Raw genomic sequence first — 20,287 nt, forward strand, 5'->3', positions numbered from 1 at the left:
CATGTGGCTTATGAAGACATTACTAACATCGGGGTGTGTTAATCAACGGGGAGCAGGTCAGTGCATTTATCTCAGTAATACCTGAATCAGCTGAACGAAGATATACACTGTTGCGGCCACTTGTATAGTCCGGAACCCCCATCTGAGATAGCGCCATTCATGACGTTCTCTGGCATCAGCTACTTCAATAGCAGGGTCAGAACATTTTCTTTTCCTAGCCCTGAATTCATCGATTACCCACAGGATGAGAATAAAGATGATGATAGTTTTCTGAAGGATAGGATTATCCACAAAGAGTGACTCCGGCCTTACCGCTGATGCAAGCAGAATAGATGAACAATCTGCACGTAGCCATCACTAAATGTAGGGGGAGTATTCGTTTTGTTCTGGTGGATTTTGCGGTGATTCTGTCCATGGCAGTTTGCTCCCCTGCTATCTGGCCGGCAGCGATGAGCGAAGAGCGTACATTGGCCTTGGAGGATATCTGAACTATTCTCCGGAAATTATCTAATAAGCGAATGGTATGGATTACAGGCATGCTTGCAATTCCCGACAAACTATAAACAGCATGAAGTCGCGATTTTTTCTACTATTGGATAAAGTTTTCAACTTTTTGGTCGTTAATTATTTTTTAGATAGATTTTTTCAGGAGAAGAGCAATGGCATTTACCGTCGGTGAAAACTATGCGTTCAGGGACATACAGAAGCGTTATAAATTCCTGAAACCGGGCGAAAAGGGACTGTCGCAGGGCGGTTTTTTAAATCCATCGCGTGGCAATTCCTCCACATTAATTCGCGCCATCTTTGCGCGCAGAGAGGTCAATGGACCTCTGGATAATCTATTGTTCGTTTCTGGCGATAATGAGTACCGAAACTACTTCACCCGTCTTGAGAAAGTGCAAAAGGAATGTAGCCCATTCCTCTATTTTAAAGAAAAGAATGGCGAGTGGTCTTATATGGGGCACAGTAAGGTGGATCGTTTACTGGAGCCTGACTCAAAAGAATTACCCCTCTTGCTTGATGAAATGGGTTGCACGCTGGAAACGGTTGATGAGGTGGATGGCAAACCATTGTGGCAGCTTACAGCATTTGGAGTGCAAAGTTTTATCAGACCGCGTAGACTGGAATTTATAGTGGTCTTAGAGCAGGATGCGTAGCTAACTGTCTTTGTAATCAAATATGTCTGTGAGGCGTTCAGTAACGTCATTTTCAGTATGCTATATCAAGAAGAAACATCACCGTTGTTCGTCGTTTGACGCGACATCACTATAACGAGATGTTCCGCAGATCAACGATGGATTGCTGAGGCCGGTACAGAGACACCTATCGCCAGTAAGATCGAAATAACATCTCGAAAAAAGTGATGCGTTATTATCTGGCTCTATACTAATTCGCCCCTATCGGCCTGACTTAGCCTTGCTCCGAGATTTCCTTCGTCATTTATAGAGGGTGATTTCAGAACAACGCGTCTTTATAGGGATGCCCTACGTTTCTGAAGAAGAAATGCCAAAGATCACAACGTATTAATTAACAGTGAGCAGGTCAGCATCATATAACATATGTTGAGCCCTTATAGTGAAATAGTAAAAGCCCCTTGCGAAGGGGCCTGATTAAGAAAAATTATAGAGAGCTTTTTTTAGCCCCATCGATCTCAGCCTGGCAAACATCATCATTTGTAAATGTATACTGAAGGTAAACATACCCCTGCGCAGAACTGTTCGCTCTTGCTTCAATAGAAATAGCACCAATGTTATTTTTCAGCGGCGTTTCCTGCGTTCCCTTCCAGGTAGCTGAAAGGAATCGTTCCTTTTTGTTAAGCCCCATCATCCAGTCCTGAGGTTCTTTCCAGATAGAACCTGACAGTAAAAGGTCTGTGGTTTCAGCCTTTCCATAAAGCGAGCTTAACGAGCTACTCAACTCTTCAAAGCGAGATTTCAAGGCAAGCCCATAACTATCAGTATCAATGTTTTTACCGACAGCTCTGATTTGGCATAAGCCTGCTTTAGGCGAGATCAACAAACCATACATTTCAAAATCAGCGTTGGGCTTCGGTAACTTATCGGAAGTATAGAGATTTACGCTGTCAGGAAGTGGTTTTAGCTTTGCCCCGATCATATCTTCGATATTCTTTTGAGTCAGGCCAGCCTCGAGTCCGAACGGACCATCAGCTGGTGGCAGCAGAGGGGGCTGTTCATGTCTTGTTTCAGCGGTTGTGTCCTTCTTACTGCTGGCGGTTGCAACATTATCCTGAACCGGTGCAAGCTTAACTTCAGCAAGCCCATATTTAGCCGTGAGATATTTTTGCTGCAACATCGCCATGCTTTGCTCTTCAGTAGCAACCGTTGACAGTTTTAAGACCTGTATTAAACCACCACTGTACTGGCTGGCATCTGTTTTTGCTTCGTTTATTTTTACTGCCAGGTCCTCCATCTCAGCTTTAATAGAAGCAGCAAGTTCAGGGTCTGGCTTGACACCTGAAACAACGACGTCAATTTTGGCTCCTGACTCAATTGCATTTATACGCTGTTCTAAAAGAGCCTTATTCGTTCCTAAAACTTCCAATCTTGCGGTGATTAAATTCTTGATCAGTCCACCTGAAAATTGTTGATCAATATGTTTCGCTGCAGAGATTTCTCCCTCCGTTTGGGACAGCTCAGCCTTAAGTGCCGCCACTTCCTGCTTTTGCTCTGGAGTTAACTCTTTAGGCCCACACCCGGTTAACATCGTTATGCTTACTAATGTTGCAATCAACGTTTTTTTCATATCCCTGTCCCAGTGGAAAATATTCAGATTAATCCTATCAGGAAGTGAACTGCAACAGAATATTTGAATCGTCACAGGTATGAGAGACGACTCCGGAGTCGTTAAGTTGGCTTTAAGAAAGATGCCTATGAGTGCTCAGTATTAACCCTATGCGTTTAAAATCGAAGTAGTCATACCGGTTGTTGAACGCTGTCATTCCGTATCCAGCATTGCAACACGATCCCATATCCCCCTTACGCCGAATAAAGAAATACGGGCCAGACTCCTTAACTAACATAGGCAATCAGAAGCTCAGGCTGGGTTCCGCCAACTTCAGAAGGAGCTAACGAAGCAGATCATGATCCAATAAGCATCCGTTCGCCATAAATGTGTTGCTCCCGGCGGCGGATTGTGGCGTATGGCATAGTCAAAGGCGTTTCGGAACGTGGCTTTAAGCCAGCGAAATCACGGCTGCATCGCAGCTGACAGAACCTTGTACAAGTTATATGCACCGAGCGTCTCTGGGAAATCAGTCCGGAGGACATCGAAAATGCTTCGTCGTGAGAACAGGAATTGTTTTCTGTGTGGGGTCAGTCCAAACCGCATCCATTATGCAGATGCGGTTTAACACAATCAGAAGATCATAAAGTGCTGCGCAATTTGCCAACCGACAGAAAGCCCAATAATGCAACCCATCACCGTCAGTACAAAGCGATGACGAAATCGGGATTTGAGAAAATTCACCTGTAACTCAGCAATAGCATGATCAATGCCTGTTTGCCTATCAGCTTGTTGCGCCACAACAACGGATATTTCATGCTGGAGCGCATCACACTGGTTTACGGTTGATTTAACCGAATTAACTAAATCCATCCGGTTTCGCTCAAGTTCGCCGAGCAGTTGCTGATGAGACAACTGCTGTTCCTGCAACAAGGACTGCTGCATCTTCTCAACGAAACTCTTTTGAACAGCCTGATTGTCCACCATTGTCTGTTCGAGCATGCTATGCCGTCCTACCTGGTCATCAAGGCCACTTTGCAATTTTTGCGCAAGATCAGAAGAAAAGTTAGCAATACGCTGTTCAAGTTCTGCCAGCAAGGTGGCGTTTGCCTCGCCAATTTTGTTTTCCGCCTCTGTCACCCTTTTTACGCAGCCAATTAGCTGCTTAGCCTGATCTTGCGTTACCCCTTTTGAATCCATTAATCCCTGGTTGGCCTTATTAATCTCTTTTTGCTGTTCTTCCAGTAGCACCTGTTGTTTCAGGATTTGTTCATTTTGTTCAGCAAGGGAGCGTGTTTGGCCTTCCAGAATGTTTTGCTGATTCAATAAAATATGTTGTTGCTCGTTCAGTAGCTTGGATAGCGCCGTATTGACAATCAATAACTGAGAAGATTTTTGCGTCAGGCGACCAATGGCTTTATTGAGATCAATCTGCGCATCCTGTAACAAATCGTCGCGATCATTCCACCAGTTAGTTATAAAGTTTCCGTCCCTCTGTTCCCTGCGCAGGCGGTCAAGATCCTTCGCGCTCTTCTGAACCGTTTGCTGCTCCTCCGTCATACTGCTAATCAATTCTTTAATGTTGCTGTCGCGAAAGACACGTTCCGGCAAATCTGCGGACGAAAACGCCTGGATAACCTGAAGTTCCTGCTTGTTTAACAAACCCATCTTACTGTTCTCAAATATTTTTTAGAAAGTCATCAATTTCGGCCTGGCTTTCATTAATAAACACAATTGCAGCAGTACTCCGCGCCACTTGCACAGCTGTCTCGGCAGTAGTTCTCTCAAGACATGCCAGTGTTGCTTTAGTCGAAATCGTTGCAGTAGCCAGGTTTTCCCCAATAGCTTGATACTGGGTTATAGCAGTCGCGTAATTTTCAATATTACCCAGCGAACGTTCTGAAAGTGTCACCAGCTCACTGGCAAACGCTTCACGACGTATACCGTCTGCGAGCATCTCATCCATGAATTTTTCGCTTAACGTAAAACGGGAGCGATCAAAAAACGTATCAATCTGATACGAGAGAAAGGCAGAAAGCAATCCGGTGGCAATGCCTATGAGAACTGGGGTTAACATATCTGCAAAAGGTTTCAGAAACGGTACAGTCGCCATAAACGTCGCGATGCTTTCGTTCAACAACATACCGACCGAAGTCACGATGACAGCAGTGAGCATTTTCAGTCCTTCCTGTAACGCTTGCTGTGCCGTCATATGTGCCGGTGGGAAGAAAATCATTTTAAATGCCCGGAAAAGTCCCAACAGCCCTTCCCGAATCATGGTCACGAAACGCTTTGCGGTAGAGAGAAAATTATTAAGCAAGAAGGTGAGTAAATTACTCATGAATCCACTCACTCCACCCTGGAACATTTGTCCCAGCGCATCGGGAATTTTTTTGGTCACGGAAGCAACTACGCGCATTAAGCGCTGTCGGACCTCCTCAAACAATGTTTTTCCCACTTCAACACCATGTTGAATAAGCACTTTGAACTCGTTAAACAAGCCATTTACCAGTTCAGTGAGCAATAGCCCAAGAGCTTGTCTGAGCCCCATCTGCAACGCTTTTTGGCCGCCTGTCTGCAACAACTCTGCGCTTTGTTTTTTCATTAGCGCCGAGTTAAGCGTTGTCGAAATATGGTCCTTAGATTGTTTCTTCGCTGCTGCTACTCGTTCTGGGTCCAGCTCAAATCTTTCACCATTTTTTTCTGCAAAAGTATCGAGTTCAGCAGCGCCTTTTGAACGGTTAATCGACTTATGTGTGGTTACCAGGTTTTCGTCAGAATTGGCCATTTTGACGACTTTTTCAACGCCTTTTCCGGTTTCAAGAGCAAGATGCACTTTCTTATTTTTGGACAATGTATTTAGTGAAGTGACATGATCGAGATCCATATCCGCCGCGTTGGTCGTTTTTCCCGTATAACCATCAATACCACCGGCCCGGAGTTTCACGCTTTTTTTTGTAAAATCTTTACTTTCATATTCTTTGCGCTGGTAATCCTCACGCGATTTCGCATGACTGGACATGTCTTTATCAGCGATGAAATCCGACTCTTCACGCTCGAAATTATGCATAGTCGTTACATTGCCGCCATTGCGATCCTCAAACATGGCCGTTGAAAGCCCAAAAGGCCCAATAATTTGTGACAACACTTGCTGCTGGCAATCGTGGAAGAGTTTTTGCAGGCGCTGTTGTTTTAAGTCTTCATATGTTAAATCCATTTACCCTCCTGGCTAATCGAATCAATTGCAAAAAAGCCTACATTTGCTCTACATACTGTCTGAGCCAATCACTGAAACTGTCCGCTTGTTTTCTACGCTCCCCATCATCATGCCAGAGCGTGATAATCTGCCCGCGAATCCCAGCGTCAGTCGGGGCAAGGTCAAGACAAAGATGATCGCCCGCTCCATTGTAAGTAAACGGGATCCAGGAGGGATTCCACCATTCCGAACGAATACCACTTTGCGGACACGACTCAGCTCCATCAAAATCGCCACCATCAAGTAAATCTTTCCAGACACGCCACTCCTGCAAAATGCGTGAAGTGGATAAGAATTCGCAATCATCAAATAATCCATGGCTCATACCACGCTGACCATTGTGAATTTTCATGAAGGCTACAAAATCGGCTGGCAAAATTACACTCAGGGCCTGCTCTAACGCGACGATTTCTTCATCTGTGGCCGGAGGTGCAAGATCTATTAATACCTCAGGGTCGCGGTCTTGCAGAATGACTTCCAGTTTTTCCCATAGTTGCTTCATTGTTTCTGTTCCTTTCAATCCATATGATTATTAACGGCAGTTTTCGCTGAGAATTGAGTAATATTTTATACGTATGACGGTCAGCTAATGAGTTAATCACAACCCGCTGTCAAACTGTGTCAGCCGTTCTCAGTTTTTTGCGGCAAGGCTCATTTGGCCCGCCAGAATCAAGAATGAGATATACCTCATGTGATTGCACGAAGGTCGCCGACGCGGTCGCTCCCAAATGCGCCGATAACCGAGGCGTCTGTGTTCAATTACCAGCTCTTGAATGCGTAGAGTCAGTCCGGTAGGGACAAACTCGTAACTCTACTGCAGCGACGTCGCGAAAGATCGGCCGCATCACACTTCATCATCTCGGCTTCTTGCTTCTGGCCTGTCAACGTAGTTTCGCCCAAGTACTAACTGAAGCGCTCACTTATCCAGCATGGCTTTGGCAAGCATCTTTATGAGTCGGGCGTTTCCGCTTCTGTCGACTTAAGCCACTTCATCTCAATGGCCTCCGTGCCCCAGATTTCTTGCAGCCGATATAGAGCGGGAAGTATAAAAATGTATGCTTGCGGAAGCGTTCATGGCTTCGGCTTCGTGGAGCATACTGATGCTCTTTTAGCAGGAAAGAAGCTTAGTCATAGGAATTGATACCCATCCTCGTTTATATCTGAATATATTAATCTACTTTATTAACTTCTCTGATTAACATTCCGCTTGAGGTCAAAGCATCAGATCCTTTAATTTCATTTCGGTGCGATTTCGATAAAGCCGATTTAATGATAACTTTCTCAAATAAAGAATTGAATTCATTAAGTATTTCATCAAGTTTCAGATACTGACGACAACGTAAAATAAAGGAGGTGGATTCATCAACTTCATTAAGTTCTGAAATAAAGTTCAAAAATTTCTCTGACCTGCCCCCAGGATTAGATACAACCGTCAGTTAGTAATGTCGGTTGGTTTTTCTTCATATTTCCTGTTTCGCCAGTTCGTTGCGAATTCAGCTGGTGTCTGGTAATCCAGCGATGAATGGGGACGGCACTCGTTATAATCCTGCCGCCAGTCATTAATCTTTTCCGGGCATGAAGAATATCGCTGAACCAGTGTTCATTCAGACTCTCATCTCGAAAGCGTCCGTTAAAACTCTCAATAAATCCGTTCTGTGTCAGCTTTCCCGGCTGGATAAGCCGCAGCTCCCCACCATGCTCAAAAGCCCATTGCTCGAGCATGCGGCAGGTAAATTCCGGGCCCTGATCGGTTCTTATTGTCGCCGGATAGCCCCTAAACAGGACGATGCTGTCCAGAATACGCGTGACCTGAACGCCTGAAATACCGAAAGCAGCGGTGATTGTCAGACACTCCTTCGTGAAATCATCCACACAGGTCAGGCACTTGATCCTCCGACCGTTGGCCAGTGCGTCCATAACGAAATCCATCGACCATGTCAGGTTCGGTGCATCCGGGCGCAGAAGCGGAAACCGTTCGGTTGCCAGCCCTTTACGGCGTCGTCTGCGTTTTACGCTCAGTCCATTAAGTTGGTAAATACGGTATACCGCTTGTGATTGACGTGAAGGCCCTCCCGACGCAGCAGCTGCCAGATGCGGCGGTAGCCATAACGCCTGCGCTCCAGTGCCGGCTAAGTGATGCGCCCTGATAAATGCGCATCAGCCGCCGGACGTTGCGACAGACCGGTCGCATCACACCTAAACTCAACGGCTTCCCGCTTCTGGTCTGTCGTCAGTACTTTCGCCCCAGAGCCACCTGAAGTGCCTCCTTATCCAGCATGGCTTCGGCAAGTAGCTTCTTGAGGCGGGCGTTCTCTTCCTCAAGCGACTTCAGGCGCTTAACCTCGGGCACTTCCATACTTCTTACGCCCGGTGTAAAAGGTAGCGTCTGAAGTAGCATGCTTGCGTCAGAGTTCCCGAGCAGAAACCCCGGCTTCGGGCTCGCGAAGGATATTAATGATCTGTTCGCCGGAAAAAAGCTAATTTATGGGGATGTCCTCACATGACTTATTAAGACATTACTAACATCACGATGTATTAATCAACGGGAAGCTGGTTATCTCATCTTTCTCCCCCAGGTTGCGAACATATCAATCTGAGTGATGATTACGTCTGGCGTAATAATATTAAGCCAGGGTCCGGAAAATAGCGCTCATTACGCACTGTCGATACCGCATTGTACAAAAACAGTCTTAGCTGGGGATATTTTCCGTTTTCCAAGCGAACTTCGCAAATTACTCTTCTGCCGGTAACTGATTAATTTTTTTAAGAATACCGCGTTGCATACTGATAGCTCCCCTGGTTTTTAACTCTCCCAGGATTCTCATCACCGTGCTACGGGAAAGCTGTGTTTTGCTACAGATATACTGCTCTGCTGCCATGGACTCGCGAATATGCTCTGGTTTACTCATTAATTCAAACAGTTGCATCCGCACGATGTCATAGCTGGATGGCATCGTGAGCTTCAGAAAGACTTCCATCATCATGCTGGCTACGGTCACAATGTGTTGAGAAAAAGTGTCCCAAAGCTGGTAGCGGGTTAGGAGTTCATACATGCGTTCTCTATTAATAATCGCAATTTCAGCCGGCTCGATAACTTTCAAGATGTAACTTGACCTGGATTCTGGATGAAGCGGAACTAATCCCCTTATTGTTGGCGCTTCCAGAATTTCAAAGAGAACATTTCCCTCTGCCCGAGACAGGGAAACGACACCACTGCGAACAAAGTAACATTCATTATTTCGCGCTACCGTCATCGTAAAACGCCGTCCGGTCGAGAAGGTTTTATACTCAAGGTCCTGGGACAGCGCGTTTAATAATATATTGATGTAGGTTAAGTCAATTTTACTTGATTTAGGTCCGTATATATTTTTGTTCATCTTCTTTTCTGCAAATGAAGAGATATTGTGAAATGTATCAAATTATGACAAAAACCCCTCCTCTCATGCAAGCTTGCATCATAACCATATGTAAAGTAGGTTATTCTGCATGAGTGGTGTTCTCAAGGTTCATATCAGTAGTTTAAACGTCCAGTTTCAAAATAGTTCGATATTTAGACCACCGCCAATTCACGCATGACTTTTGTTGAAACGTCGTATCTCGTTTTAATTCTGCTTCCGAGCCGGAATGTGGATGAAACAGGAGTTTAAGCTCGTTAACTAAGCTTTTAATTCTGTTAAATGTGTGAAAATCATCACTGAAAAAAGATATATTTTTCATGGAACATCCTTGTCGATAAAAAAGCCGGGATTAACCGGCTGTCCGTTGAGCGAAAATGAGAATGAGCTTCTCCTGAAGTAGATTATTCAGCTGTTTCCGGGCAGATGAACCGGGGGTCTTCAAGCCACATCCTTTGAGCCCTTATACAAAGTTCATTTAATTCAGGCCGATGCTGCGCGCGCATGATGGTTATCAGGCTGTAGTAAACCGAGGGATCGTTATGCACCCGCAGGTAGTCTTCGCCCCACTCGCGGAACCTGTCCAGCAACGCTGGGTCATGCGTAAAGTTAAAACGTACCAGCAAGGCGACATGCCTGTCGAAATCCAGTCGGGTAAACTGGCTATAGGGGTTAAGCAGCGAGCTGACCGTATGTTGTTCATCTCCCACCAGTGGGAGAAGATTTTGTTCTTCAATTGCAGTTAACCGCGCCTGAGTCTGCACGCCGGTCAGCATAAAAACGAGGATGGCTAACACCGGTGCGCCGAGCGCAATGCGCCACAGCCATCCGTAAGGTTTTTGTCTTTCCCCACACACTTTTTCTTTGATGACCCTGGGACCGTTCACTACCAACAGCATGATCAGCATCAGGCCATGCGTCGCGGACTGGTAGAGCGGATATTCCAGGTTCATATGCACCGCCAGGGGCACCAGCAGCGCCGCGCCAGCGAACTTCGTGCCGCCCCTGGACCACAGGCGCCGGAAGACGCCTGCTACCATCAGCAAAATACCCAGCACTGCAGCCAGGCCACCTTCAGCCCAGGCGTATAAAAATTCATTGTGGGGATAGGGGATGGTGTCGTTATCAAGCCCCAGGGGCAACAGCCGGGCCTGCTGGCCATAAAGTACTTCGAAACTGCCGTAGCCGTTCCCTGCGACAGGATGATGTTGGATAAGCTGCCAGGTCAGCTTGAGCATAGTCAAACGGGACAGGGTGGAGCTTGGTTTGAGCGATGGGGTTATGTCTGGAAAGAGCAAGGGCCCCGCATACAGCCAAAAAAGTCCCATCGCGGTTCCCGCGGCCATAATTGTAATGGCTAACACCGCATGATTTTTTTTATGCTTTATCACCAGTAAAAGAAGCATTAGCACGGAGGCAATGGCGCCAATATTCCCCGCACGGCTTTGCAAAATAACCATAACGAGCGGAATAACAAAAAGCACGGTACCGCTAATATAGCGGCGAAAGCGTTCACGTTTTTGCACAAAGATCCACAGCGCGCATGCAAGCCCGGTCGCCAAAAAAGAGGCAAGAACGTTCGTTTGCTGGAAGCTGCCGTAGGGACGACCGCGAGGAAGTTCCGCCAGATTTTGTACCTGCCAAAGCGCGTAGGCCGCCTGCATAAGCGCAGCGCAGACGATGATGAGCAGCCAGCGTGAACGCAGTCGCGAGCATGAAGTCATACAAAGTAGCAGGATATAAAACCCCACCATGCCCCACAGCGCGGCTACTTTTGGGATGGCGTTGAACTGCCAGTCCGTTCGGGGTGACCAGAGCAGAGGCAGGGACCAGAACACCGCACCGGCAATGATCAGGGCAGAACCGGGCGGAAGCACGGGCTCTGCTTTACCCTGCCAGGAGAAAAGATAGATACACCATAGTGCGGCCAGTGACATTACCGACCAGGCCAGCAGATTTTGCGGCAGCGCAAGGCCCGCCCCACCATGATTCGGCAGGACAAACATCAACCCACAGCACATCCAGAGAAATAACAAAAGTGTCACACCTTTATTAATCTGTTTTATCATATCAGTCCGCTGATTAAAAATACGAACGGGATATTTATTCTTTTTTTTATTATTTAAAACAGATAATACTGGCGAGAACATATTTCACTCTACAATATAAGAAATGAAGATTCTGACGCAATAATTACGTCAGGGTTTATGTTGATGAATAATTATTGCTGAGTCATAACCAACACGGCGCTTGCGGTAAATGCCCCGGTAGGGACATCGCCAACATCAACCGTTGGGTCACGCACGGCCTGGAAAGATAAATCAAGCGTATTCGAACCGGAAAGAAAAGTAACCGGCGTAACATCCGTGGAGGCAAGCGTTTTGCCATTATAAATAATTGCCACACCAAGTCCGTTAGCGGTGGATTTCACTATCTGAGTTCCCGTTATGGATATTGGAGTATAGTTCAACTGCATATTTACCGTCACATCAACGCCGCCGGTACAGTTAACATTAACCAGAATATGCTTGACTGAACCGACTCCAGGTGTGGTGGTTAACTGAGAACGATCGACTGTCCCCAGGTTTACATTCAGTGCGTTCCCGCTGTTGAGGGTGCAGGCTGTGTCTGGCGTTGGTGTAGGCGGAAGAGGGGTATCACCACGACAAGTTACGCTATTTAAACTATAGTAATTCCCTGCATCATCCTTTAATGAGTAGCAATTATAAACGGTCTTATTGTAAAGATAAGCACTTGTGTTTCTATCAGAAGTGCTTACATAAAGACTTTGTTCGCTTATAGATTTATCTGACGAAATATATACTCTGGAGCTTTCATTAAACATGGCTTGCGACCAGTTTCCTGGAGGATAAGCATATAATATGACTGTATAATATCCTGAATGCGGTACGTAGTTACCCACGCCGTGTATGTAACATGCACCTCCTTTAAAGACAGCAATTTGTGTTGTAACGTTGCCAGTTCCGCAAACAAAACCTGAACTATTCATGTCAGGTCGAAATCCGGCGGCTCCGCTTATGCCGGCCTCGGCTTGGTTTACAAAAAAAATAGTAATGGCGCACATGAGCCCAATGAGTAACTTGACTGTTTTCTGTGATTTTTTAAAAAAATCATAAGTACCCATGAATTATTTCCTCTTAATATTACGGATAAGCCATTTCAAAAGTCGCCGTCGCGGAAAAATCTCCCGGCGTTATCGACTGTTTCTCCATGGCCTCCGGCTCTCCGGTGACATAGGCCTTAAAGATAAAGCTGTTGCTACCGTTGGCCAATGTAAGTGCTGACGTGGCCTGGTTCAGCGGGACCGGTACCCCCTGTGCGGTTTCAAGGCCAACGGCAATGCCCGCCGCCGTACCTGTTACCGCCAGATAACCCGGCAGCGCCGTATTTTGCGTTCCCTTAAAGGTAAAGGTGACACTATTACCTAATGTGGTATCACAGCCCGTCAGGCTGATTGTGAACGGTACGCTTGCCGAACGGGTATAGAGATAAATGTCTTTTTCTATCACCGATTTAAAATCAACGGTGAGATCGCTGGTCTGCGGGTCCAGCTCGCATGGATCGCTGACCAGCGTGCCGCTGAATTTCATATTGCTATCCGTGGCCTGTGCGCAGCCCAGGCTGACATAAGCTATTGCCAGGCTGGCAATAAAAATTAATATAGGTTTCACTGGTACTCCGCCGTTAAGGTTGCCGTGGCGCTAAAAGTCTGGGCCGTCAGCTCTTTAGTCGGGTCTTTCACCGGAACCGCTTTTAATGTCAGGGTCCGCAAACCGCTCAGGGTGGTTTTTAGCGGCTGATTAAGCTTCATGGCCTGACCGTTGGCCTGGATCTCAATACCCAGCCCTTCTGCTGAAGTGGTGAGCGCTGCGTCATCGTAGGTTGTTGTCGTGCCGCTTACCGTCAGGTTTATCAGGGTGCTGTCCTGTGCTCCCTGGCAGTCAACCGTGTAGGGGATGGTTTGCATAAAGTTGACGCCGTCCACTTTTTTGACCCCAACGTTGCCAAAGGTAATATCCATAATCTGGTCATTATTGACCTTACAGGGAGTATTGATTAAAAAACGGCCCTGAAAGTCGAAGGTTACCGAGTCTCCAGTCTGCTCAGCCTGCGCTACGCTAACCAGCATGCTTACGGCGGCGAATAAGGTTACGGCTGGCTTAATGTGCATTGTTCAGGAGCCTCAGTTAAATGCCAGCGTCAGAGTTGCGGAGGCGGAAAACGTATCCCCGCTGACGAGGTTATGGTCGTTGGTGGTGCCTGTCTGTACCAGCTGCACCTGAAGTTTTGGCTGCGCGTTTTCATTGACGGTGAACCATTCCCCCATATTCTTCGCGACGCCATCGACCAACAGCTCGATGCCTACAATCCCGTTGCCGGTACTCAGCACTTGGGTGCTGTTATAGGTTTCATAGCTGCCGGTAGCGGAAGTTAATTTCATCTGTAACAGGCCTTTGCTATCCCCGGTACAGGAAAAGCTGCTGATCAGCGGCATTAGATAACTTCCGTCTAGTTCAACGGTATTGGTGCCGCTGCCTTTGAGCTTTACCTCTTTAAAATCCACGCGCAGCGTGCCACCCTGGTCGAAGGTGCATGACCCATTGGCGACCACCGTGCCGGACATATTGATATCCATAGAATACTTATCGCCCGTGTTAGCGAGTGCAACTGGCCCTTTTAACAACAGGGCTGGCATCATAATAGCCATGACAAGGGCAGAAATACGCATTGGGCGCTTACTCATAACTCATTCCAAAATCAACGGTTGCTTTGAACTCGCCCCAGGAGAGCGGCGCTTTAGTACGCACGGGAACCACTCGGCAAATGACCAGCAGGGCTGGCCAGCAGAGTGCATTCCGGGCGTATCCGTTCTCCATTGAACGACAATCGAGTCGTTAACCCGCTTTGACGCTGCTGACTGAACAGGTGTTGCCACTGCAGGAAAAGTTAAGCTGCGGGCGACCGCCAAAATCATTTATAAAGGTCAGCACCGGCTGGCTGCCGAGCGCAGAGGCGCTAACCCCCAGTGAAGAGGAGCTTTTCGGGGCGATCATGATTGGCTTAAAGCTGGTAAGGTTTGCTCCCTTCGGTGAAGTGGACGCCGCCACAATTGTCACGTAGTACGGCGTGGGGTTATTGATCTGGTAGCTGTCGCCCTGACGGCTTAGCGTCAGTCTCTTCTGAGCTTCGTTGTCATCGCCCCGGGGAATTTCGATTCCCTGCGGACGGTAGAACATTTTCACACGCGTCTGCAACGCCAGCTGGAGCGTATTAGGTTTGTCGCTTTTCGGCGGAATTTCACGCACGTTGAAGTAGAACAGGGATTCGCGATCTTTCGGCAGAACGTCAAGCGCGCCGGTGGTCTGAATTTTAACCTGGCCCTTCGCGCCGGGCTCAACGCGCTGTAGCGGAGGGAGTGCCGTTATCGGTGACTCAATTTTGTTTCCCTTTTCATCCTCAATCCACGACTGCGCAAGGTAAGGCAGGGCTTTATTCTGGTTTGTGATGTTGAGGGACAGCGAGTTTTGCGCCCCGTTATAAATGACGCGGGTCCGATCCAGCGCGATGGCGGCATGCGCCTGCTGAGCTAAGATAATTAGCGTGACGGCACTCAGGGTTAATTTCATTCGCATGGCTATTGTCTTCATGGAAGTTTCACTTTTTCACTGAAAAAAACATTAGGGTTAAGCGCATCCATTCCAGATATCACTGTGCATTTCCTCTGCCACAGATACGTTATTTCTTACCACTACAATGCCGTGCAGGGCAGTAGCAGGCCCTTGCCCAGCGCCGGTAATGGAGAAGGCAGATCGATACGGCACTGCACGCCATCGTTCCAGCTCACTTTCATCTGCTCGCCTGCCCGAATGCCTGACAGCCAGACGCTACCTTCTTCACCGATAATGCCTGTTTGCGAGCCCTGCAGATTGCGAATTTCAGCCCCGAACGGCGGTGAACTGCCATCTGCCAGTTTCACCACTGCCATGGATTTTTCTCCGGCCAGGATGCCAAATTTACGGTACCCGATGGCCCCTTCGGTGAGCGTACCTTCTACTACCGAACGGGTGGCATCTACGTTTTCTGGCAGCTTATCGAGATCCACGTTGACGCTGTTGTGGTAGTAGCTGCTGATGTCGCTCACCACCGCTTTACCAAAGTAATTGGCATGTGACACGCCCCCCCCGGAGGTGCGGACAGGCACGCCGCTTACACCGCCGGTATCAACCATCATTCTTGTGCCGCCAATAGTATTGGTGCGATGCAGTGCCGCGCCTTGCGCGGTAGCGGTCATCCCCCCCTGAAGCGACAGTCCCGCGGCGCTGTAATCGTTACCCGTAAAACTGGCGTTGGCCGTCATGCTGGCTAAGTCTCCGTCGTGAGTGTAATAGCCGCTGCCCGTTCCCAGCCCATCGGAGGTCGTACCTGCGTTAATTCGGTAATTATTGTTATCATCAATGCGATTATAGTATCCCAACGTATTGCTGGTTTTACCCCCGCTGGACTGTCCGCTGTAGCTGAGCGTACCGTTATTCCCCCATGGGACGGACAGACTCAGATACATACCGTCGTCGTTTGAATTTTCATACTGCGTGCGGTAGGCCGACAGGCTAAGGCTAACGTTCTTAAAACTTCCTACATCGAAATAGTTCGAAACGGACAGGTTCCAGGTATCGCTCGGTTTACGGTCCCAGTAGGTCTGGTGGCTATAGTTGAGATAAGCGCTGGCATTCAACGAGCGGAACTGTTTGTTCATGGTGATGGTATACAGCTCTTTATCATCGCCATCGCTGTTGTTTTCGTGGTAGCGCTTGTCGAGATATTCGGTCATGTTCATAAATTCACGCTGGGAGAAGCGATACCCTGCGAAGGTCACCTGACTGTCATATTCATCAAAGCGTTTTGAATAGCTGACGCGGAAAGATTTGCCGCTCAAAGTCTCCTCATGCGGAAGCTTTGCCTGCGACTGGGTGACGTCTATAGAGATCGCGCCAAAAGCCAGCAGGTCGCGCCCAAGGCCAATCGACAGAGCGTTGTAGTCCCCGGCAAACAGGCCGCCGCCGTACAGAGACCAGCCGTTATTGATGCCCCAGGAAAACTCGCTGGCTGCAAATTCCGGGCCCTGTGCGTGATGGTCATTTTCCGAGGGCTTGCCCGCTGCGAATTTGTAGCGCACCAGCCCCGGACGGGTCAGGTAGGGTATGCTCGCGGTGTCCACCTGGAAGGTGTGCACGGCACCATCCTGTTCTTCAACTTTGACATCCAGCTTACCGGTTACGGCAGAATTCAGGTCCTGAATCCGGAACGGACCGGAGGCGACGGTAGTTTCATAGATCACGCGGCCCTGTTGGCTAACTGTGACTTTTGCATTGGTTTTTGCCACGCCGACCACCTCCGGCGCATAGCCGCGCAGGTTAGAAGGCAGCTGATTATCATCGGTGTTCAGGCTTGCCCCGCGAAACTGGAAGCTGTCGAACATGGCAGAATCCAGCGACGTTTCGCCGAGAATCAGTTTTGCACGTAGGGAGGTAATGGCACGGTACGCGTAGTAGCGGCTCCAGTCCCAGTTTTTCTGCGTGCTGCTGTTTTGCCCATTGGCCTGGGTGTACTGAGCCTGCCAGTCTGCACGCAGACGCCACGGCCCGGCGTTCACGCCCGTTGTGCCGTTGCCGCTAACCGCACGTGTATGACCCTGATCCTTCTGCTTACTGGTCATGGCATTAACATTGTAGTCAAACAGCATGCCCGGAATACCGTTATCCCAGCGCGAAGGGGGATCCCAGGTTTCAGAAGTGTATTCCATATAGGCCTGTGGCACGTTGATATAGAGCACTCCGCTGCCCAGATCGGGCGTAGCCGTTACGCCGTCGAGAGAGTGAAGTTCAAGGCATTCTCCTTTGTGCCACCAGGTCGTTTTTTTCAGCGCGTCTTCTTTGAAGCCAAACTGTTTCACTAATTCCGGCGTCAGGCAGGCCTCGCTCCCCTTGGGGTTATCCTCAGGAGCGAAAAATTCGACCTGCTGGTCCGGCAAGTCAGATTTATTCACACGCACGGTCAGCTGATATTTCCCTGGCATCAGATAACCTGCCTTTGAGAATTGGCTGAGGTCTATACTGGTGCGATCTTTGACATCCAGCACATCGGTGTTGAACTGCACGTCATCTCCGGCTTGCGCGCCACGCATCACAAACAGGGCCAGAAGGATACTTACCGTAACCGGGTGTAATGCGCCCCAGAACGGAAGCGGATGATGATCGCTTGCGACCGATGACATGATTTTTAAATGCTTTCTCATTTTAGCCATCCTCACAGGTAATCCGTTTTGAAACGCAAAACGGCGTTATAAATACCCGTTTTAAACGGCGCATGATTTCTGACCAGGCGTAGCGTGTAGTCCAGATGCTGTGAACCACGTTTCAGAATGCCTGCGGGTAACGGCTTACCGGGTTGGGCAATGTTTCCAACGGCATCGGCCATCTGCAAGCCAACACCTGCCGCACCGTTCACCATGAACAACCCGTCTTCAGACGCACCGTCAAAGGCTGTACTAAAATAGCTTTCATGTGATGAAGAGGAGTCGAGTGAGCAATTCACCAGCATGATGGAAAAGCGGTTAGATTGCCCAAAGCCGTTATCAATCACTTCACCCACAGTGGTCACCTTCATTTCGATGGTCTGATTGAGATCGGCAGTGGCAATGGAACAAGGGGTATTAATAATACTTCCCTGCATGCTGACGCGGCCAAATTCCTGAGTAGACTCAGTGGCGCTGGCAGCGCCGCATACCATAATCAAGGAACACAGCATCAGCAGGCAGGGCAGCACTTTCGCTTTAAATTCGTTCAGCTCAGACATACACCAGTCTCGTTTACACCTTTACTCGGTAATATCGTGTTGGCGGTAGCATCATGAGGCGCGGGCAGCCGCATGATGCAACACCTTAGGGAGACCGAAAGGAATCCCTTACGGGAGGCTTATGGGTAGTCCAGGGTGAAGTTAGCAACGGACTTGAAGGTACCCGGGACGATGGTTGCGGAAGCACCATCACCCTGCAGGTAGGCGGAGAATTCCAGATTATTATCGCCAGTCAGCAGAGTTTGTGCAGCGGAAGGGGTGCCCAATGGGATAACCGTACCAGTAGCTGAAACAATCGCGATTGAGGCTCCTTTTGCTGTACCCGTCAATGCCAACAGACCGGTTTGCGCGGTAGATTCGGTGCCTGCAAAGGTGGTTTTCACGGTTTTCTTGGTTGTCACGTCACACTGGGTCAGCTTGATGGTGAAAGTCTGCGGAACGGATTTGCCGCCATCTTTCAGAGTCAGGTTGGAAACCTGGCCCAGGTCAACGGTCTGATCTGAACTCTCTGGAGTAATAGAGCAAGGCGCGTCGATAATAGAACCGGTAAAGGTCACTGTACCGTGGCCCTGGTCTGTAGCAGCATTGGCTGCACCCATAGCAAAGACTGAAGCCATTGCAATGGTTAAAGCAATTTTTTTTGCGTTCATAGTTATGTCTCGATAAAAATTATATATAAATAAATTTATAGAATGATTAAAAAATATCGATACCTTAAAAGTGTCCCCCCCACACTTTATATTTAGCGTGAACAGATGAACGTCTTCTTTTAAAGATGATATTAACAACCATCATTTCATTTGGTAACGAACAAGTAACAATGTGCTTTGTCAGCAACTGCTACAAAACAGATAATAATAAAAAAATAATTTGCAGTAAAATTAATGTTGTGTCATTTGATACTATTAAACTGAATGCGTAAATGAGAATTAATTTCCTTTTAATAGACTGAAAATATTATCAATTTTTATTACCAGGGAATAGTAGCATTAAACGTAACAGCTTATTGGATGTTATTTGCATGTTGCTCTCACCATCCGGGCGTGAAGAATATTTGTTATTATAATATTGCATACCATCGAATATCGAACACTCCCCGGCCCACTCATCCTTAGATACTTAGACCGTCCATGGTTAAAATCACATATTTTCCTGAACGATAGACAGGTTGAGTTGACCACTATTCTTTTTGTGTAGTGAAGTATGTGTTGGTTCGTATCGTTTGGGCTTGCTGGATTTGTCTGGATAAGGATAGATGTCTATATCATGAGAACACACCGTGATCTGGGGTTATTACATTCTCATTAATCTGATACTAACGGTATCGATACTTTTGAGTATGCCTGCCATTTGCAATCATTTCGCTATCTGCATAGGTATAGACAATAGTGTATTAGATGAATTGAATGCATCCTTGCCGGGGATTATCTTTGGAGGGTGTTAAATAACTTATAAAGATGTAACAATCATATTTTAAAATGATTAAATTGCTTGTTCGATTCACTTTATCTGCTGATCTGACTTCCTTGTCTCATTCCTGTGAAACTATGTGATTTAGTGTACTGCTACGCTGAGTAACTTAATGAGATTCAGACAAAAGTAACAAACGTCGTCGTAGTTCTCGGTTATGTAGGGAATACAGGGATAGCTGTCGGGTTGTTCATCCTTAAGCAGGGCATCAATTTCATCTGGCGCGAATATGCTCAGGTCATGGCGTGATAAATACCATTCTCTATATTCGGAATAAGTATTTAAGATCATCACTTTCCCTGAGCTATTATATGTCAGAGAGTTACCAACTGTAAAATTTTTCATATAAATACCATTTTATATTGCATCTTGAAGGGACTATTCCTTTAGACGCTATTAGTATTACATTAAAATATTATTTTTATAACTACTTTGTAGTCCAGGATGATACTGGAATAAATAAATTATTATTAAATGGGGATATTTATTTTTTAAATGTTAGGGTATCACCTAATCTGAAGACTCTCAGGGTACCATGGTCGCGATAGTT

At 47.4% G+C, this 20,287-nt stretch carries 16 protein-coding genes and 1 pseudogene; 1 reads left to right on the forward strand and 16 read right to left on the reverse strand.

Features of this window, described 5'->3' with window-relative positions; genetic code table 11:
* Positions 1–66 precede the first annotated feature (66 nt).
* Entirely contained in the window at positions 67–291 is a 225-nt protein-coding gene (locus KGP24_RS17815; RefSeq protein WP_060683392.1) for a hypothetical protein, read from the reverse strand.
* 368 nt (positions 292–659) lie between these two features.
* Between KGP24_RS17815 and KGP24_RS17820 the strand changes: the two genes are divergently transcribed.
* Positions 660–1,157 (forward strand): hypothetical protein, encoded by a 498-nt coding sequence (locus KGP24_RS17820; RefSeq protein WP_223561304.1) that lies wholly within the window; start codon positions 660–662, stop codon positions 1,155–1,157.
* A gap of 463 nt (positions 1,158–1,620) precedes the next feature.
* Here KGP24_RS17820 and KGP24_RS17825 read toward each other — a convergent pair whose 3' ends face one another.
* The 15 genes and pseudogenes from KGP24_RS17825 to KGP24_RS17895 form a co-directional block, all read right to left on the reverse strand.
* Positions 1,621–2,763, reverse strand: a complete 1,143-nt coding sequence (locus KGP24_RS17825) for a hypothetical protein (RefSeq protein WP_050862390.1) — start codon at positions 2,761–2,763, stop codon at positions 1,621–1,623.
* Between the two features lie 612 nt (positions 2,764–3,375).
* Positions 3,376–4,410, reverse strand: a complete 1,035-nt coding sequence (locus tag KGP24_RS17830) for a hypothetical protein (protein WP_223561305.1) — start codon at positions 4,408–4,410, stop codon at positions 3,376–3,378.
* Between the two features lie 10 nt (positions 4,411–4,420).
* Positions 4,421–5,959 carry a hypothetical protein gene (locus KGP24_RS17835; RefSeq protein WP_223561306.1) on the reverse strand — a complete coding sequence of 513 codons (1,539 nt, stop codon included), beginning with the start codon at positions 5,957–5,959 and terminating at the stop codon, positions 4,421–4,423.
* Between the two features lie 37 nt (positions 5,960–5,996).
* Positions 5,997–6,500, reverse strand: a complete 504-nt coding sequence (locus KGP24_RS17840; protein WP_032636512.1) for an SMI1/KNR4 family protein — start codon at positions 6,498–6,500, stop codon at positions 5,997–5,999.
* Positions 6,501–7,430: 930 nt separating this feature from the next.
* Positions 7,431–8,457: pseudogene (locus KGP24_RS17845) on the reverse strand (IS3 family transposase).
* A 273-nt stretch (positions 8,458–8,730) separates the two neighbouring features.
* Positions 8,731–9,375, reverse strand: coding sequence for a helix-turn-helix domain-containing protein (locus tag KGP24_RS17850; RefSeq protein ID WP_223561307.1), 645 nt, complete (start codon positions 9,373–9,375; stop codon positions 8,731–8,733).
* A gap of 422 nt (positions 9,376–9,797) precedes the next feature.
* Complete coding sequence (locus KGP24_RS17855) at positions 9,798–11,543, reverse strand: PglL family O-oligosaccharyltransferase (RefSeq protein ID WP_223561308.1); 1,746 nt, start codon at positions 11,541–11,543, stop codon at positions 9,798–9,800.
* A 71-nt stretch (positions 11,544–11,614) separates the two neighbouring features.
* Positions 11,615–12,538, reverse strand: coding sequence for a fimbrial protein (locus KGP24_RS17860; RefSeq protein WP_223561309.1), 924 nt, complete (start codon positions 12,536–12,538; stop codon positions 11,615–11,617).
* Between the two features lie 19 nt (positions 12,539–12,557).
* Complete coding sequence (locus KGP24_RS17865) at positions 12,558–13,085, reverse strand: fimbrial protein (RefSeq protein WP_223561310.1); 528 nt, start codon at positions 13,083–13,085, stop codon at positions 12,558–12,560.
* Positions 13,082–13,585, reverse strand: coding sequence for a fimbrial protein (locus KGP24_RS17870; RefSeq protein WP_223561311.1), 504 nt, complete (start codon positions 13,583–13,585; stop codon positions 13,082–13,084). Before KGP24_RS17870 ends, KGP24_RS17865 begins: the two co-directional genes overlap by 4 nt.
* 12 nt (positions 13,586–13,597) lie before the next feature.
* Positions 13,598–14,158, reverse strand: a complete 561-nt coding sequence (locus KGP24_RS17875) for an MrfF (RefSeq protein ID WP_223561312.1) — start codon at positions 14,156–14,158, stop codon at positions 13,598–13,600.
* Positions 14,159–14,309: 151 nt separating this feature from the next.
* Positions 14,310–15,047, reverse strand: a complete 738-nt coding sequence (locus KGP24_RS17880; RefSeq protein ID WP_223561313.1) for a fimbria/pilus periplasmic chaperone — start codon at positions 15,045–15,047, stop codon at positions 14,310–14,312.
* Between the two features lie 116 nt (positions 15,048–15,163).
* Positions 15,164–17,707, reverse strand: coding sequence for an outer membrane usher protein (locus KGP24_RS17885; protein WP_223561314.1), 2,544 nt, complete (start codon positions 17,705–17,707; stop codon positions 15,164–15,166).
* 11 nt (positions 17,708–17,718) lie between these two features.
* Positions 17,719–18,267: a fimbrial protein gene (locus tag KGP24_RS17890; protein WP_223561315.1), complete on the reverse strand. Its 549-nt coding sequence runs from the start codon at positions 18,265–18,267 to the stop codon at positions 17,719–17,721.
* Positions 18,268–18,386: 119 nt separating this feature from the next.
* Positions 18,387–18,917 carry a fimbrial protein gene (locus KGP24_RS17895; RefSeq protein WP_223561316.1) on the reverse strand — a complete coding sequence of 177 codons (531 nt, stop codon included), beginning with the start codon at positions 18,915–18,917 and terminating at the stop codon, positions 18,387–18,389.
* Positions 18,918–20,287: the final 1,370 nt, after the last annotated feature.

Source organism: Enterobacter sp. JBIWA008 (assembly GCF_019968765.1).
Classification (GTDB): Bacteria; Pseudomonadota; Gammaproteobacteria; order Enterobacterales; family Enterobacteriaceae; genus Enterobacter.